The sequence below is a fragment of the Paenibacillus sp. Y859 genome, from assembly GCF_056786405.1.
In genome coordinates, this window is sequence record NZ_JBXCIZ010000007.1 from 213279 (window position 1) to 229186 (window position 15908).

At 42.1% G+C, this 15908-nt stretch carries 13 protein-coding genes, 1 rRNA gene and 1 pseudogene; all 15 read left to right on the top strand.

Going from position 1 to position 15908, the window contains the following annotated elements; all coding sequences use genetic code 11:
* Positions 1-55 precede the first annotated feature (55 nt).
* Positions 56-1366, top strand: a complete 1311-nt coding sequence (locus tag AC1TO8_RS16115) for a UDP-glucose dehydrogenase family protein (protein ID WP_482056642.1) — start codon at positions 56-58, stop codon at positions 1364-1366.
* A 284-nt stretch (positions 1367-1650) separates the two neighbouring features.
* On the top strand, positions 1651-2394 hold the full coding sequence (locus AC1TO8_RS16120; RefSeq protein ID WP_482056643.1) for a sugar phosphate nucleotidyltransferase: 744 nt from the start codon (positions 1651-1653) through the stop codon (positions 2392-2394).
* A gap of 22 nt (positions 2395-2416) precedes the next feature.
* On the top strand, positions 2417-2965 hold the full coding sequence (gene rfbC / locus AC1TO8_RS16125; protein ID WP_482056644.1) for a dTDP-4-dehydrorhamnose 3,5-epimerase: 549 nt from the start codon (positions 2417-2419) through the stop codon (positions 2963-2965).
* A gap of 15 nt (positions 2966-2980) precedes the next feature.
* Entirely contained in the window at positions 2981-4003 is a 1023-nt protein-coding gene (rfbB, locus tag AC1TO8_RS16130; RefSeq protein ID WP_482056645.1) for a dTDP-glucose 4,6-dehydratase, read from the top strand.
* Positions 4000-4872: a dTDP-4-dehydrorhamnose reductase gene (gene rfbD / locus AC1TO8_RS16135; protein WP_482056646.1), complete on the top strand. Its 873-nt coding sequence runs from the start codon at positions 4000-4002 to the stop codon at positions 4870-4872. The genes rfbB and rfbD overlap by 4 nt, the downstream gene beginning before the upstream one ends.
* Positions 4873-4963: 91 nt before the next feature.
* Positions 4964-5905 carry a glycosyltransferase family 2 protein gene (locus AC1TO8_RS16140; protein ID WP_482056647.1) on the top strand — a complete coding sequence of 314 codons (942 nt, stop codon included), beginning with the start codon at positions 4964-4966 and terminating at the stop codon, positions 5903-5905.
* 75 nt (positions 5906-5980) lie between these two features.
* Positions 5981-6889: a glycosyltransferase family 2 protein gene (locus AC1TO8_RS16145; RefSeq protein ID WP_482056648.1), complete on the top strand. Its 909-nt coding sequence runs from the start codon at positions 5981-5983 to the stop codon at positions 6887-6889.
* Positions 6886-8292 carry an undecaprenyl-phosphate glucose phosphotransferase gene (locus AC1TO8_RS16150; protein ID WP_482056649.1) on the top strand — a complete coding sequence of 469 codons (1407 nt, stop codon included), beginning with the start codon at positions 6886-6888 and terminating at the stop codon, positions 8290-8292. The genes AC1TO8_RS16145 and AC1TO8_RS16150 overlap by 4 nt, the downstream gene beginning before the upstream one ends.
* A 219-nt stretch (positions 8293-8511) precedes the next feature.
* Positions 8512-8862, top strand: a complete 351-nt coding sequence (locus AC1TO8_RS16155; RefSeq protein ID WP_482056650.1) for a hypothetical protein — start codon at positions 8512-8514, stop codon at positions 8860-8862.
* A gap of 6 nt (positions 8863-8868) precedes the next feature.
* Positions 8869-9054, top strand: a complete 186-nt coding sequence (locus tag AC1TO8_RS16160) for a hypothetical protein (protein ID WP_482056651.1) — start codon at positions 8869-8871, stop codon at positions 9052-9054.
* 24 nt (positions 9055-9078) lie between these two features.
* Positions 9079-9303 (top strand): annotated as a pseudogene (locus tag AC1TO8_RS16165) (VOC family protein); the annotation flags it as partial.
* 502 nt (positions 9304-9805) lie between these two features.
* On the top strand, positions 9806-10483 hold the full coding sequence (gene pcrB / locus AC1TO8_RS16170; protein ID WP_482056669.1) for a heptaprenylglyceryl phosphate synthase: 678 nt from the start codon (positions 9806-9808) through the stop codon (positions 10481-10483).
* Between the two features lie 302 nt (positions 10484-10785).
* Positions 10786-13101, top strand: coding sequence for a DNA helicase PcrA (pcrA, locus tag AC1TO8_RS16175; protein ID WP_482056652.1), 2316 nt, complete (start codon positions 10786-10788; stop codon positions 13099-13101).
* A gap of 64 nt (positions 13102-13165) precedes the next feature.
* Positions 13166-15193 carry an NAD-dependent DNA ligase LigA gene (gene ligA, locus AC1TO8_RS16180; RefSeq protein ID WP_482056653.1) on the top strand — a complete coding sequence of 676 codons (2028 nt, stop codon included), beginning with the start codon at positions 13166-13168 and terminating at the stop codon, positions 15191-15193.
* Positions 15194-15801: 608 nt separating this feature from the next.
* Positions 15802-15908 (top strand): 16S ribosomal RNA (locus tag AC1TO8_RS16185); the annotation flags it as partial.

Sequence of the window (15908 nt, forward strand, 5' to 3'; positions counted from 1 at the left end):
TGAGAATAAAGATGGTTCATTTAATGAGTTTAAGCTAGAAGATTAGGAGCGAACTATGAATATTACTATTATTGGAACAGGGTATGTCGGTTTGGCAACGGGAGTCTGTTATGCTGAAATAGGTCATAAAGTTATATGCGTTGATAATAATCAAGAGAAGATAGATCTCCTTAACAAGGGGATCAGTCCTATTTATGAACCTGGCCTTGAAGAATTGATGATAAAGAACAATTCAGAGGGAAGACTTTTTTTTACAACAAATCTAGAAGAAGCAGTAAATGAATCCTTAGTAATAATGATTGCTGTAGGAACGCCTTCATTACCTGATGGAAACGTAGATATGTCTTTTATTGATCAAGTAGCAAAGCAGATTGGTGAAGCAGTTAATTCAACCAAAATTATTGTGAATAAAAGTACGGTTCCGATTGGATCCGCTGAAAGAGTCTATTCCTTAATTAAGCAAGTGGATGAAGGAAATGATATTTATGTTGCTTCTGTCCCAGAATTTTTGAGGGAAGGATCGGCTGTTAATGATATTTTGAATGGTGAACGTGTTATCATCGGAGTTGATTCTGAATTGGCTCGAGAAATACTTGTGGATTTACACGCACCTTTTAATATACCAATTCAAGTGACTGATATTAGAAGTGCAGAGCTGATTAAATATGCAGCAAATTCCTTTTTAGCCATGAAAATATCTTACATTAATGAGTTGGCTAAATTAGCTGAAAATGTCGGAGCTGATATTACACAAGTTGCCAAAGGTATAGGTACAGATAGCCGGATTGGAAATAAGTTTTTAAATGCGGGTATAGGATTTGGAGGTGCATGCTTTCCTAAGGACACGTTAGGTTTAATGAAAATATATGAGAATAACGGTCTTGAATTCGGTATATTGAAAGAAGTAATTAAAGTGAATGAAACACAATACCATATTATCATTCAGAAGATAATCAAACTATTTCCAGATATTCAAGGAAAAACAATTTCGATATTAGGGTTATCATTTAAACCTAATACAAATGATATGAGGGAAGCACCTTCCGTAAAGATTATCAATGATTTGTTTGATTTGACAAATAATAATATAATAATTAAAGCTTATGATCCAATATGTACTGAGGAAGCTAAAGAACAGATTAAACATCCAGTCCAATACTACGATAATATTGATCAGACTATATATAAGTCTGATGTAGCTGTTATAGTAACAGAATGGGAACAAATCGTCGAATACGAATGGCATTCAAAAGTTAAATCTATGAATTCTCCTGTTATTATTGATGGTAGGAATTGCTTAAAGAGGGAAACTCTTGAAGGTGTTGAGTATATTGGGGTTGGCATTGGACTTGGTCGAGGCATGTAAGGTAAAATATACTAGTGTTAAATTAAATACTAGTTGGAGGATTAATGTGAAAGTTATTAATATTACTGGTGATTTGGTTCACACTTATATCTTATAACAAAAGTCACTGATTAACTTATTCCACCTAGGATTAGACCAATCTGATCTGTGAATTCTCCCCCCAACCGGTATTGAGTACACTTATCTACTTAAATTGCACATTTAATCGTTATTATAGTGACGATTCTAATTACCAAAACACTGTCTAAGCTTATTACTAAAAGTAAAAGAACGGAGGTAACATAATGAAAGGTATAATCCTAGCAGGTGGTACAGGCTCGCGGCTTTACCCGTTAACTAAGGTCACCAACAAACATCTTCTTCCCGTAGGTAAATATCCTATGATCTTTCACTCTGTATATAAACTAAAGCAAGCTGGTATTAGTGACATTCTCATTGTGACAGGTAAAGACCACATGGGAGATGTAGTTAATCTTCTTGGTAGTGGCACGGAAATGGGTGTCACCTTCACATACAAAGTACAAGATGAAGCTGGGGGTATTGCACAAGCACTTGATCTAGCTGAACATTTTGTTGGAGATGACCAAATGGTCGTAATTCTAGGTGACAATGTATTTGAAGATGATATAACTCCTTATGTGCAAAACTTCCAACAGCAGAAGAGTGGCGCGAAGATCCTAATTCAAGAAGTTCAAGATCCCAAACGATTTGGAGTGCCTGAACTTCAAGGAGAACGAATTACTTCTATTGAGGAAAAACCAGAACAACCTAAATCTAATTATGCGGTAACAGGGATTTATATGTTCGATAATAATGTGTTTGATATTGTGAAGACCTTAAAGCCTTCTAACAGAGGCGAATTAGAAATAACAGATGTGAATAATGCATATATTAATCGTAATGAGCTTACTTTCGATATTCTCCAAGGTTGGTGGACGGATGCTGGGACGCATGCTTCATTGGCTCGGGCTAACGAGTTATCACAGAACTTGAACTTTGGGGAAGCATTTGGCAAATTGAAATTATAAATATAGGGAGGAATTCGAGGTTATGAAAGTCACTCCTCTTAAATTACAGGGTGCAAGTATAATAGAACCAAACGTCCACGGAGATAGTCGTGGATATTTCATGGAAAGCTATAACGACGCTATACTACAGCAGCAGGGGATTAGTCATACTTTTATCCAAGATAATCAATCTCTTTCCGCAGAATCAGGGGTTCTGCGGGGGCTTCACTATCAGCTTAATCCCAAGGCTCAAACGAAGCTACTCCGGGTACTATCTGGTGCCATTTACGATGTGATCGTTGATATCCGTCGTAACTCACCAACGTTCGGTCAGTGGGTGGGAGTTATCTTAAGTGAACATAATCATCGTCAACTTTTAGTTCCCAAGGGATTCGCCCATGGGTTCTGCACGCTTGTTCCGAATACGCAAGTATTCTATAAAGTGGACGAATATTATTCGCCGGAGCACGATCGTGGCATACTATGGAACGATCCTGCTTTAGGGATTGATTGGCCTACATCCAATCCGATTCTTTCGGATAAAGATCAACGTCATCCGCTACTTCAAGATGCGGAACTTAATTTTGAGTAGGGGGAATATTTTCAAATGAAACTTCTTGTTACCGGTGGTGCCGGATTTATCGGTAGTAACTTTGTTATATACATGTTGCAACAGCATCCAAATTATCAAATTGTGAACGTGGATGCGTTGACATACGCAGGAAATCTAGAGAATCTGAAGTCTATTGAGAATCATCCGAATTATTCTTTTGTTAAAGCGGATATTACGGATGGTCAGGCCATTGATCAAATATTCCAGCAAGGTATTGATGTCGTTGTTAACTTTGCAGCGGAGTCGCATGTGGATCGGAGTATTCTAGAGCCGGAAGTGTTTGTGAAGACGAATGTATTGGGTACTCAGGTGCTACTTGATGCATCTAAGAAGTATGGTGTGACGAAGTATGTACAGGTATCTACGGATGAAGTGTATGGTTCGCTTGGTGAGACGGGTCTATTCATGGAGAGTACGCCATTAGAACCGAATAGTCCATATTCCGCTAGTAAGGCGGGAGGGGATCTGTTGGTTCGTGCTTATCACGAGACGTTCGGATTGCCTGTGAACATCACGCGTTGTTCTAATAACTATGGACCTTACCAATTCCCAGAGAAGCTTATTCCATTGATTATATCTCGTGCATTGAGTGATCAAGCGTTACCGATATACGGTGATGGGCTGAATATTCGTGACTGGTTGTATGTTGAGGATCATTGTAGTGCCATTGATCTTATCATTCATCAGGGACGTGTAGGTGAAGTATACAATATCGGGGGTAACAATGAACGGAATAATCTCCATATTGTGAAGACTATTTTACAAGAGTTGAATAAACCAGAATCTCTAATCACATATGTGGAGGATCGTCTGGGCCATGACCGTCGTTATGGAATAGATCCAACGAAGATTACACAAGAGTTGGGTTGGAAGCCGAAGCATAACTTCGAGACCGGAATCAAAGAGACGATTCAATGGTACTTGAATAATAAAGATTGGTGGACTCGTATTCAATCGGGTGAGTACCAACAATATCAGGTAAAACAATATGGTGAGCGTCTAGGAGATTCTCTATGAGAGCACTGGTGACAGGAGCAGCCGGTCAGTTAGGGACGGATGTCGTTACTAACTTGCGGAACAGCGGTCATAATGTGTTTGCATGTGATCGGAATGAGTTGGATATTACCGATTTGGCACAATGCCAACAAGTGATCGGTCAATATCAGCCAGATGTTGTCATCCACTGTGCGGCATATACAGCGGTTGATGCTGCTGAGACAGATATAGATGGTGCTTATGCTGTTAATACTGTAGGTACGAGGAATATAGCGGTGGCTACGGAAGGTATTGGATCCAAGCTGATCTATATCAGTACAGATTATGTGTTTGATGGTACTAGCACTGAACCATATCAAGAGTATGATAATACGAATCCCCAGAGTATTTACGGAAAGTCCAAACGTGCAGGAGAGGCGTTAGTGCAAAGCCTATCATCACGATACTTTATCGTTAGAACATCTTGGGTATATGGTATGTATGGGAATAACTTTGTCAAAACGATGTTGCGTCTCGGTCAAGAGAAGCCCTCGCTAAAAGTTGTGCATGACCAGAAGGGATCTCCAACCTATACGGTTGATCTCGCCAACTTCTTGTTAGAGCTTATGGAGACAGAAAAGTACGGTGTCTACCATGCTTCTAATAGTGGTGTATGTACATGGTATGAGTTTACTCAGGCCATATTTGAGGAAGCTCGTCAGTTGGGAATCAACATTATTGCTCAGCCGGAGCCTTGCTCGACAGATGAATTCCCACGTCCGGCTCATCGTCCAGCTAATTCGGTCATGGAGCATTTATCGATTCGAACGAATGGTTTTCAGGATCTACGCTCATGGCGAGAAGGGCTTAGAGACTTCTTACAGCAATGGAATGCAACTGAATCCAAATAGTTTTTTCAACGAATCCCTCGATCTTATCCCACTGATCGAGGGATTACTCTATAATAGAGAGTAAATCTAAATCGTAAAGGAAAATCTTCTTATGAAAAATTCTGTTAGCGTACATATCGTAACTTATAATAGTGCGGAAGACATTTCAACATGTTTAGAAGCGCTACAAGCTCAAACGTATCCTATACAGCAAGTTATCGTGGTTGATAATGCATCATCTGATGATACAGTACAACAAGTTAACTCATATTCCAAACGGTTTAATGACGCCATTTATATCGTGGAGAACCTAGCCAATGTTGGCTTTGCTCCAGCTCATAATCAAGCTATTCTTTTATCTTCGACTGATTACGTATTGGTGCTGAACCCAGATGTAACATTACAACCGGATTACATCAAGTTACTGGTTGAGCAAATGGAGCATCGACCGGATATCGGAAGCGCAACTGGAAAGCTACTGTTAAGTTCTAACCCAGAGTTGGTAGATAGTACAGGCTTAATAATGAATAACCATTGTCGAGCCTTTGACCGTGGAGCTGGGGAGCTATCATCGCAGTGGGATCAGTCTGAAGAAGTATTTGGCGTGTCCGGAGCGGCAGCACTCTACTCTCGGAGAATGATTGAGAATATTAGCATAAATGATGAGTTTTTCGACAGTGACTTTTTTGCATATAAAGAAGATGTAGATGTTGCATGGCGTGCGCAACTGCTAGGATGGAAGTCTTATTATCTAGCAGAAGCGATTGGGTATCATGCTAGAGGATGGAAGCAAGGGGGGCGAACCAGTCAGCCACTCTTCATACGAAGGGCATCATACATTAACCGTTATAAAATGATGTATAAAAACATGGAGCGCTCAGGTGTATTTAGATCGATCCTCCGATTATTACCTTATGAGATCGCTAGCAATGGATATTTTCTATTAAGAGAACCTAAAGTGCTAGGCGCATGGAGGGCATTCTTAGAGCAATTGCCACATCTAAGGGAAAAGCGCAAAGAGATTATGGACAGAAGGAATAGACTCCCTAAGTAAAACTCTCCTGAACTACCATCGGTATGGTATAATATTGTCGAGAGATTACTATATTTGTCAGGAAGTGCTACATACATGGATTTAAGTATTCTTATTCTTAATTATAATACATGCAAGCTAACGATGGATTGCCTACAATCGGTATTTGCTTCGACTACAAGTTATACCTTTGAAGTGATTGCCATAGACAACCATTCTAGTGATTCATTTGTTGAGAGTATTGCCGTAGAGTATCCACAAGTGACACTTATCGCAAACGATGACAATATCGGGTTCGCCCGTGGAAATAACCAAGGAATGGACATCGCGACTGGGCGATATGTTCTTCTCCTCAATTCAGATACGATTGTACAAGAGGATACGTTGCAGACGATGATCTCCTTCATGGATGAGAATCCAACCGTAGGAGCATCAGGGTGCAAAGTTATTCTGCCTGATGGAAGTCTTGATAAGGCGTGTCGTCGAGGTTTTCCGACACCATCGGCGTCTTTTTATTATGCATTCGGCATATCTAGATTATTCCCTGATAATCCAAAGTTCAATCAGTACCAACTAGGCCATTTGGATCCCGATGAGGAGTATCCTGTGGATTGTCTGGTAGGTGCATTCATGATGGTTCGCCAGGAAACGATTGATCAGGTGGGTAGACTGGATGAGACCTTCTTCATGTATGGTGAGGATATTGATTGGTGCTATCGCATCAAGCAGGCGGGTTGGGGCATTCATTATTATCCTCGTACGACCATCATCCATCTTAAAGGGGGGAGTGCTCGTCGCAGACCCACACGGATTATCTATGAATTCCATCGCGCGATGGTGATATTCCATCACAAACATTATAAAGACCGTTACCATTGGTTGACTAATAGCGTTATCTATATGGGGATAGGTTTAAAATTTACAATGGCGTTACTCAAGAACAAATTGACCCGATCGAAGCCTGCTTCGAAACCAGCAGATAATCAGGTGGAGGTGAGATTATGATTCGTAGAAGTCAGGGTATACTTACCAAGTTATATATTTTATCAGATTTTCTCGTCGTTCAGATGTCATTCCTGCTCGCTTGGTGGATTAAATTCGAAAGCGGCTTGATTCCATATGAAACTCCGATGCCTATAGAGAAGTATGCGTTGTGGAGTCTTGTCTACGGTGGGATCGCGGTTGTTATAGGTGTCGTATTGACACTCTATTCACCCAAGAGAAAAAAGAGATTCGCAGATGAATTCCTCAAAGTTATTCAGGCACATTTGGTTAGTATATTCGTCCTGATTAGTGTCATGTTTGTTATTAAAGAGATTGATATTTCACGGGTGTATCTAGCGATCTATCTAAGTTTGAATATTTTCTTTATTATATTTTATCGCTATTTCCTTAAAGTCTCTCTTAAGCATTTCCGTGAGAAAGGCTACAACCGACAATTTGTATTAATTGTGGGAGCAGGTAGTCTAGGTAAACGATTCTTCAATAATTTGAGGCAGTATCCCGAATTAGGTTATGAGGTCGTTGGATTCTTAGATGATAATCAAGTCTGGGATAATATTGAGGCGAAGCATTTCAGTCCAATTCTCGGAAATTTGGATGATCTTGAGGAAGTGCTCAGTCGAGAACTCATTGATGAAGTTGTCCTTGCGTTACCACTAGATGCGCATTCGAAATATAAGAATATTATTGTCCTTTGTGAGAAGGCGGGTGTACGAACTCTGATCATACCGGACTTCTTCGATTACTTACCGGCTCGCCCTTACTTCGATAATTTCGCGGGTATGCCTATGATTAACGTTAGAGACATACCCCTTGATGTAGCAGGTAACCGAATATTTAAGAGATTATTCGATATTGTATTTTCTTTGACCACGATTATATTGATTTCACCTGTGATGCTCGCAGTGGCAGTGGGCGTCAAATGTACTTCATCGGGTCCCATTATATTTAAGCAAGAGCGTGTTGGATTGAATCGTCGTAATTTCATGATGTATAAGTTCCGTTCGATGAAGCAGCAGCTGGAAGATGGAGTAGACACGGGGTGGACGGTCGAGAATGATCCTCGTCGGACTCGGTTCGGTACATTCATACGATCTACAAGCCTAGATGAGCTTCCCCAATTCTTCAATGTGTTGATGGGACATATGAGTGTCGTAGGACCACGACCGGAACGACCTTATTATGTGGAGCAATTCCGCGATGAGATTCCAAAGTATATGGTGAAGCATCACGTTCGCCCCGGCATTACCGGTTGGGCACAGACGAATGGCTTGCGTGGGGACACCTCCATAGAAGATCGGATTAACCACGATATTTTCTATATTGAGAACTGGTCTATTTTATTTGATATTAGGATTATTATGAAGACCATTACGAATGGATTTAAGAATCACAATGCTTATTAAGTAGATTATGAGACTGTTCCTTGGGCGATATGCTTGAGGGGCAGTTTTTTTGTATATTGATCGTTAGGTAAGACAGACTCGTACCCCGGAGTGACAAGGTGAAGGCCAAGATCACTCCGACGGTCTCATTGGAGAAATCAATAGAACCTAGTATACCTTTGCTTTTCTATTAATAGATAGTATGATCTATTCAAAACCTTCGGTGGTGGTAACTACATAGTGCGGAGTGATTCAAAAGACGTTCGTTTAGATTTGCTGGAATTAGCCAATGCTAACTCGCATAAGGATACTGTGTGTGGTGAGGTTAGAATGGTAGATATAATAGGTAATAAACTTCTTGATCTTCCTAACGTTAAAGAGGTTTACTATTATGCAGTGGGGGAAGATCACTTTTACACTGTGATTTTTGATCAAGATCAAGATGATTTGAGTAATCAGATTGCAGCGGTTCAAGTCGAGGCATACGATCTTTATCCTGATGAATATTTTGATGTCCGTTATTCGATTTCAGATCATTTCAACCTGAATTTACTCCCGCGTAATGCAAAGCGTATTTCAGAAAGGGAGTAATATTTCATGCCAACGTGTGATCAACACCAGTTGAATTATATTTCTAATCTGGAAGTAGCGAATACGATGAGCAATTCTGAAATTGCTCCAAATGATTGGATTATTATAGTATATTTCTATTCAGCTGTTCATCTTGTAGAGAAGGTGTTGTCTGATCAAGCGAAACTAGTGAACGTCTCGCCCTCGAAGTAGACATTATCAAGCGTACCAATATTGACTAGCTTCGTTCTCCACAATAAGGAGTTCATTGCGCTAATGCAGCCCGAATTAAATCTGGGTACACCTTCGTTAATCTTTTAATCAGACAATCTAGATATTCTGTATAAAGACTTTTCAGATAAAAACATCACACTCGGAGAAATGGTAACTATGCCTGGAGGTAGAGTATTTAACTTTGCTGATCATGACAATAATTACTTTGCCGTGATGGAGAAAAGCTGAATTGATATTACACAATGGAACGTCCACTTGGGCGTTCTATTTATTTGATCGTGAATTGCGGAAAAGTTACGTATGAGATCGAGTGGTCACTATGAAGCTGAATAGTGTTCATTTAGTCGGTTGTGTAACTTTCTTCAGGCCTCGCACCAAGTTGCGCGACGGTCGTTTTATCGCTACGTCGCCGCAAAGTCGAGCAATTGCAGAAAATGCAGTTAATTAGTTGGGAAAGGTGGAATAGAGAGAAACAGATGCAAAGATACATCTAAAATTGGGGAAACGGTGGAAAATGGGGTTTTGGGAGTAATTAGATGTATGTTTTGCAGCTAAACCCAGAGCTAATGGAGAAGGAGCGAATTTAAGTGTTCTTTGTGCAACTGCGAGACCGACGATGGTTATATATTCCGTTCCTATTCAACGCGAACAGATTGACAGTGTCCCCTCGCTAACATAGACTAGATTTAGAGTCTTACGATGATCCGTGGGGGTATGAAGGTTGAAGCAAATGATGAAGTCTTGGAGACATGTATTTAAGCTAGATCCTGACCGGGAGATGGATGAACGGAGTCTGGATGCAGTATGCATGTCCGGTACAGATGCTATAATGGTTGGAGGGTCATCAGGGGTAACTTATGAGAATACCGTCGAGCTGATGTCACGGGTACGTCGGTACGAATTGCCATGTGTACAAGAGGTGTCGGATATGGAAGCCATTGTGCCAGGGTTCGATCTCTATTTGATCCCGATGGTGTTGAATAGTTGTGATCCATCTTGGATCGTGGGACATCAACAGCAAGCCATTGATCGGTTCGGATATATGATCCCTTGGGAACTACTCGTGACAGAAGGATATATTGTCCTGAATCCAGATTCCACCGTTGCACAATTAACGGAAGCAGATACTAAGCTTGAACGATCAGGGATTGTCGCTTACGCCCAAGTGGCAGATAAGTTGATGTCATTGCCCGTAGTGTACTTGGAATACAGTGGTATCTTTGGAGATATGGAGATCGTTAGAGCGGTGCAACAAGAACTAACAGGAGCTCAACTTATATATGGCGGTGGTATCCGAGATCTTCATTCGGCCAAACAAGCAGCAGAGGTAAGTGACACTATCGTAGTCGGTAACATTATTTATGAGGATTTAGCGCAAGCATTGCAGACCGTAGGGGCTGTGAAGTAGCCGTTGTAGAAATAAACTGCACCATAATCACTATTCATTGAAAATATGGGACAGCGAGCAAACCTAGCGCAGGGAACGGAATTGTCCTGAAGAAACGTTAGTGGTCGCCTACAAGTTTTCCGTAGGAAAGCTACCTCGAAAGCATATGCTTTGACATTGGATTTCTACTACCATAGGTTGTATCCATTCAGGAAATCCGAGGGCAACAGCGATCGTAAGGACAATCCGTTACCGCAGCGGTCATCTCACACCACTATTTGCAAGGAATTATTATAATTTATATTCGGAAGGAGCATGTGCGCATGCAACCTATTGACATACATGAAGCGATAAAGAAACTCAACCCACCACAGCAGCAAGCGGTTGAAGCTGTAGACAAACCTCTATTAATTATGGCAGGTGCCGGGAGTGGAAAGACGCGGGTGCTTACGCATCGAATCGCGTATCTGATTGCCACACGTAAAGCTCCACCTTGGGCTATTCTGGCCATTACTTTTACGAACAAGGCAGCACGTGAAATGCAAGATCGCGTATCGAAGCTTGTGGGAAGAGAAGGTCGAGATATTTGGGTATCTACTTTCCACTCCATGTGCGTACGTATTTTGCGTAAAGATATTGAAAGAATTGGATTCGGCTCGAGCTTCTCGATTCTGGATTCAACCGATCAACTCTCCGTCATCCGCAATTGTATGAAGGAACTTAACATTGATACGAAGAAATTCGAACCGAAGGCCATTCAGGCTATTATTAGTGCTGCTAAGAATGAGTTAATACTACCTGATCAATTCGAACAGAAGGCTACGGATTATATCGAAGAGCTTGCGGCCAAAATATATAAGATGTACCAAAGACGACTGAAGAACAATAACTCACTAGATTTCGATGATCTGATCATGAAGACCATTGAATTATTTAGAGAAGTTCCAGAAGTTCTCGATTTCTACCAAAAGAAATTCCAATACATTCACGTCGATGAATATCAGGATACGAACCGTGCGCAGTATATGCTGTGCCGTATGTTAGCTGAGGGGCATCACCGCATCTGTGTCGTAGGAGATAGTGACCAATCCATCTATCGCTGGCGTGGAGCGGATATTACGAACATTCTTAATTTCGAGAAGGACTATCCAGAAGCACAGACGATCTACCTGGAGCAGAACTACCGATCTACCTCGAACATTCTGAATGCAGCGAACGAAGTCATTAACCTGAATACAGGACGCAAACCGAAGAAGCTGTGGACCGATCAGGGCGAAGGCGCCAAAATAAAGGTGTATCGTGCCAATTCGGAACATGATGAAGGATATTTCGTCGCATCTGAGATTACTAAGAACGTGAATTCAGGGCAATCCTATCAGAATCATGCCATTCTATATCGTACGAACGCTCAGTCACGGGTAATCGAGGAAATTCTGATCAAATCAGATATTCCCTATCAGATTGTCGGCGGCATCAAGTTCTATGATCGCAAAGAAATCAAAGACCTACTCGGATATTTGAAGCTTTTGTCCAATCCAGATGATGATATTAGTTTAACGAGAATTATTAATGTGCCGAAGAGAGCCATTGGTGACACGACAGTCGCGAAATTAGCGGCGGCGGCATCGGAGCGGGGGAGTTCTATTTTCCGAGTGTTGCAATTCGTAGATGATCTTGGATTCGCCGGACGAACACGCGACGCACTTGTAGGCTTCTATGATATGATCGCATCCTTACATCAGATGGTGGAGGAATCGTCTGTTACGGAGTTGACGGAGAAGATTCTAGAGTTGTCGCTATATCGCGAGGAGTTGGACAAGGAGAAGACGCTGGAATCACGCTCTCGCTTGGAGAATATTGAAGAGTTCTTGTCTGTAACGATGGAATTTGAGAAGAATAATGAAGATAGATCATTGGTAGCTTTTCTAACAGATCTAGCTCTAATCGCTGACATCGATACGATGAATGATGATCCTGAGGAGCAAAAGGACGTCAACACCGTTACTCTCATGACGATGCATAGCGCTAAGGGTTTGGAGTACCCCGTTGTGTTCATTGTTGGAATGGAAGAGGGAGTATTCCCACACAGCCGTGCTTTCAGTGATAATGAGGAGTTGGAGGAGGAGCGCCGTCTTGCCTACGTTGGTATTACACGCGCGGAGAAACAGTTGTTTCTATCTTGTGCACAGATGCGAACTTTGTTTGGGCGGACAACAGCGAATCAACCGTCTCGTTTCCTAGAAGAGATTCCAGATGAACTGAAAGAAGATACGGTGATGGCTCGAGATCGTGATCGCTATCAGCGGGGTGGCAGTACAGGTGGTGCCTATGGAGGACGTAGCTTGGGTGGTGGAGGAAGTAACTTCGGATCTAACTCATCTCTTAGTGGTTCTACCGCATCGGCGGCTAATCGCGTGACTGTAACGACATCCATGAAGGCGAATACGGAAGCAGGAAGTTCATCTGATCTGTCTGCTCTAAAAGCAGGCGAGAAAGTCTCCCATGGTAAATGGGGAATTGGCGTTGTCGTCGCTGTCAAAGGTAGCGGGGATGACACGGAGCTGCAGATTGCTTTTCCAGCACCTGTTGGAGTGAAGCGTTTGTTGGCAGGATTTGCACCCATTACGAAGGTAGAGTAATAGAGGATATTCAAAAGACTATCTTTTGATCACGAAGTATATATTGAAGGGGAGATACGCTGTCATGGATTCGATTCAACCGATGGATCTGCTCGTAGCCGAGATTAATAAGCATAATTATCATTACTACACGATGGATACACCTCTTTTGAGTGACAAAGAATATGATGCTTTATATGATCAGTTGGTTCAGCTTGAAAAAGATACTGGAATCGTCCTCCCCGATTCTCCAACGCAAAGAGTAGGAGCGGAATTACTCAAGGGTTTCGAACCTCATCGTCATTTGGCACCGCTCTGGAGTCTGGATAAAGCGCAAAATATGGATCAGCTTCGCAATTGGAATAATCGAGCGATTAAGCTTGTGACAGAGTATAACAACAATAACCCGGATGATCTTTTGCCGGATCTGTGCTATGCCGTTGAATTGAAGTTCGATGGGTTAACGCTGAATCTGACTTACAGTAACGGGAGATTAGTACAGGCAGCAACTCGGGGAAATGGGGCGACGGGTGAGGGGATTCTTGCGCAGGTGAAGACGATTAAGTCCGTTCCACTTACGATACCTTATACTGAGGGCACGATTGAAGTTCAAGGCGAAGGGATCATGAATCTGTCTGTTCTTAGTGATTACAATCTGCAAGCTGCGGAGCCACTGAAGAATGCGCGTAATGCTGCGGCAGGGGCGCTTCGTAACTTGAACCCGAAGGCAACGGCGGAACGTCGATTGAATGCTTTTTTCTACAATGTGGGTTATAGCGATGCTGTTGAATTTAAGGATCATCGTGAGATGATGGGCTTCCTGCAGGATAATCGATTTAAGGTCAACCCGTTCATTGCTTATTTCGAAGACTTCGAAGATGTGATGGAGGAGTTAGTGAAAATAGTGGAACGTCGCTCTTCTCTAGACTATCTGATCGATGGAGCTGTTATCAAACTTGTAGATATGCGCACGAGAGAGGTACTGGGCTACACAGATAGATTTCCACGTTGGGCAGTTGCCTATAAGTTCGAAGCGGAAGAGACAACAACTGTTCTGGAGTCTGTGTCTTGGGAAGTTGGCCGTACGGGTAAAATAACTCCTGTCGCTCGGGTAGAAGCTGTTGAGCTTGCTGGAGTAACGGTTCAGAACTGCACGTTGAACAATATCGGCGATATTGAACGGAAGAACTTGAAGTACGCTTTGGGTGCGCGGGTGTTCATTCGTAGATCCAATGACGTTATTCCTGAGATTCTCGGCAAAGTGCCAGAAGAGGCTGATGGGGAGGAAATCGTATTCCCTACAAATTGTCCATCATGCGAGTTCCCATTGGAGCAAAAAGGTGCACATCTATTCTGCAATAATCGTCTTGACTGCAAACCACAATTGATTGGACGGATTACTCATTTCGCCTCACGTGATGCGATGGATATTGATACGTTCAGTGTGATGACTGCAGAGCTTCTATATAATGAGCGCGGAGTGCGTGAACCGGCAGATTTGTACACGTTAGCTTATGATGACCTAGTTAATCTGGATCGTTTCGGGGACAAGAAGGCCAATAACCTTCTGCAAGCGTTGGAGAATAGCAAAGGACGTGATCTGGCGTCGTTCCTCTTCGGCTTAGGAATTCCGAACACGGGTAAAGCAACCACTCGAATGTTAGCAGAACATTACCGTGATCTATCTCTTGTGATGGCAGCGACGATCGATGAGTTAATCGTTCTACCAGATGTCGGCGGGATTGTCGCAGAAAGTATCGTGAACTTCTTTGCAGATCCGCGTATGCGCGCAGGTATTGATGTGATGCTGACTTTAGGTGTGCAAGCGAAAGCGCCGGAAGAAGCTCGAGTAGTGAGTACAGACTCCTTTTTCAACGGGAAGACGGTTGTGCTGACAGGAACGCTGCATAAACTGACTCGTGATGAGGCAGCCAAACGTTTGGAAGCATTAGGTGCGAAAGTAACAGGTAGTGTGTCTGCGAAGACTGATCTCGTTATTGCTGGTGAGAAAGCAGGCAGTAAGCTTGCGAAGGCACAAAAGCTTGGCATTCAAGTGATCGAGGACGAAGATGAGTTTATTCGGTTATTGGGACTAGATGCGAAGTTGGAGTGATACCTCTGAAATAGATAGGAAATGCAGTGGCCTCTATATAAGGGGCTGCTGCATTTTTTTTAGGAAATCTTCCTGAACTAAAAGAAAATCCCACGGGCACCACAACTGCTAGAATCACCCAACCAGAATTAGCAAAGTTGTGATAGTTTAACCCAGAGGGCATGGTCGCGATAAGCCTATATGCTCGCAAGGACGTCTCACTCATGAAGTGATCAGGAAGTGGTAGTTATTTCGATAAAAATAACTTTACGAAAAAGCTTGCATCTTGTCGAATGCCATGGTATATTATCAACTGTCGCTTCAAACAAGTGACAAACCAAGCTTCTCACAATCTAGTAAAAAGAAATAAAAAAGAGTTGACATTGATAGTGAGAACATGATATATTATATTTCTGCCGCAAACGACATTGTTTGACAGCAGACGTAAATAAGTTCTTTGAAAACTGAACAAATGGATGATGTGAATTTTTAAAAAAAGAACATTTATGTTCTTGTCAGTTTGTTTCAAAATGAGCATAATCGCTCTTTTCATTATTCGTCATGTAATTCATCCTCTCCGCAAGGAGATGGACGATTTACATGGCGATCGATCAAACTTTGTTTGATCTTAATTGGAGAGTTTGATCCTGGCTCAGGACGAACGCTGGCGGCGTGCCTAATACATGCAAGTCGAGCGGAGATTTCAGAAGTGCTTGCACTTCTGGGATTTCAGCGG

Coding starts and splice junctions, on each gene's coding strand:
- AC1TO8_RS16115 (WP_482056642.1), top strand. CDS start 56: ATGAATATTACTATTATTGGAACAGGGTATGTCGGTTTGGCAACGGGA.
- AC1TO8_RS16120 (WP_482056643.1), top strand. CDS start 1,651: ATGAAAGGTATAATCCTAGCAGGTGGTACAGGCTCGCGGCTTTACCCG.
- rfbC (WP_482056644.1), top strand. CDS start 2,417: ATGAAAGTCACTCCTCTTAAATTACAGGGTGCAAGTATAATAGAACCA.
- rfbB (WP_482056645.1), top strand. CDS start 2,981: ATGAAACTTCTTGTTACCGGTGGTGCCGGATTTATCGGTAGTAACTTT.
- rfbD (WP_482056646.1), top strand. CDS start 4,000: ATGAGAGCACTGGTGACAGGAGCAGCCGGTCAGTTAGGGACGGATGTC.
- AC1TO8_RS16140 (WP_482056647.1), top strand. CDS start 4,964: ATGAAAAATTCTGTTAGCGTACATATCGTAACTTATAATAGTGCGGAA.
- AC1TO8_RS16145 (WP_482056648.1), top strand. CDS start 5,981: ATGGATTTAAGTATTCTTATTCTTAATTATAATACATGCAAGCTAACG.
- AC1TO8_RS16150 (WP_482056649.1), top strand. CDS start 6,886: ATGATTCGTAGAAGTCAGGGTATACTTACCAAGTTATATATTTTATCA.
- AC1TO8_RS16160 (WP_482056651.1), top strand. CDS start 8,869: ATGCCAACGTGTGATCAACACCAGTTGAATTATATTTCTAATCTGGAA.
- pcrB (WP_482056669.1), top strand. CDS start 9,806: ATGATGAAGTCTTGGAGACATGTATTTAAGCTAGATCCTGACCGGGAG.
- pcrA (WP_482056652.1), top strand. CDS start 10,786: ATGCAACCTATTGACATACATGAAGCGATAAAGAAACTCAACCCACCA.
- ligA (WP_482056653.1), top strand. CDS start 13,166: ATGGATTCGATTCAACCGATGGATCTGCTCGTAGCCGAGATTAATAAG.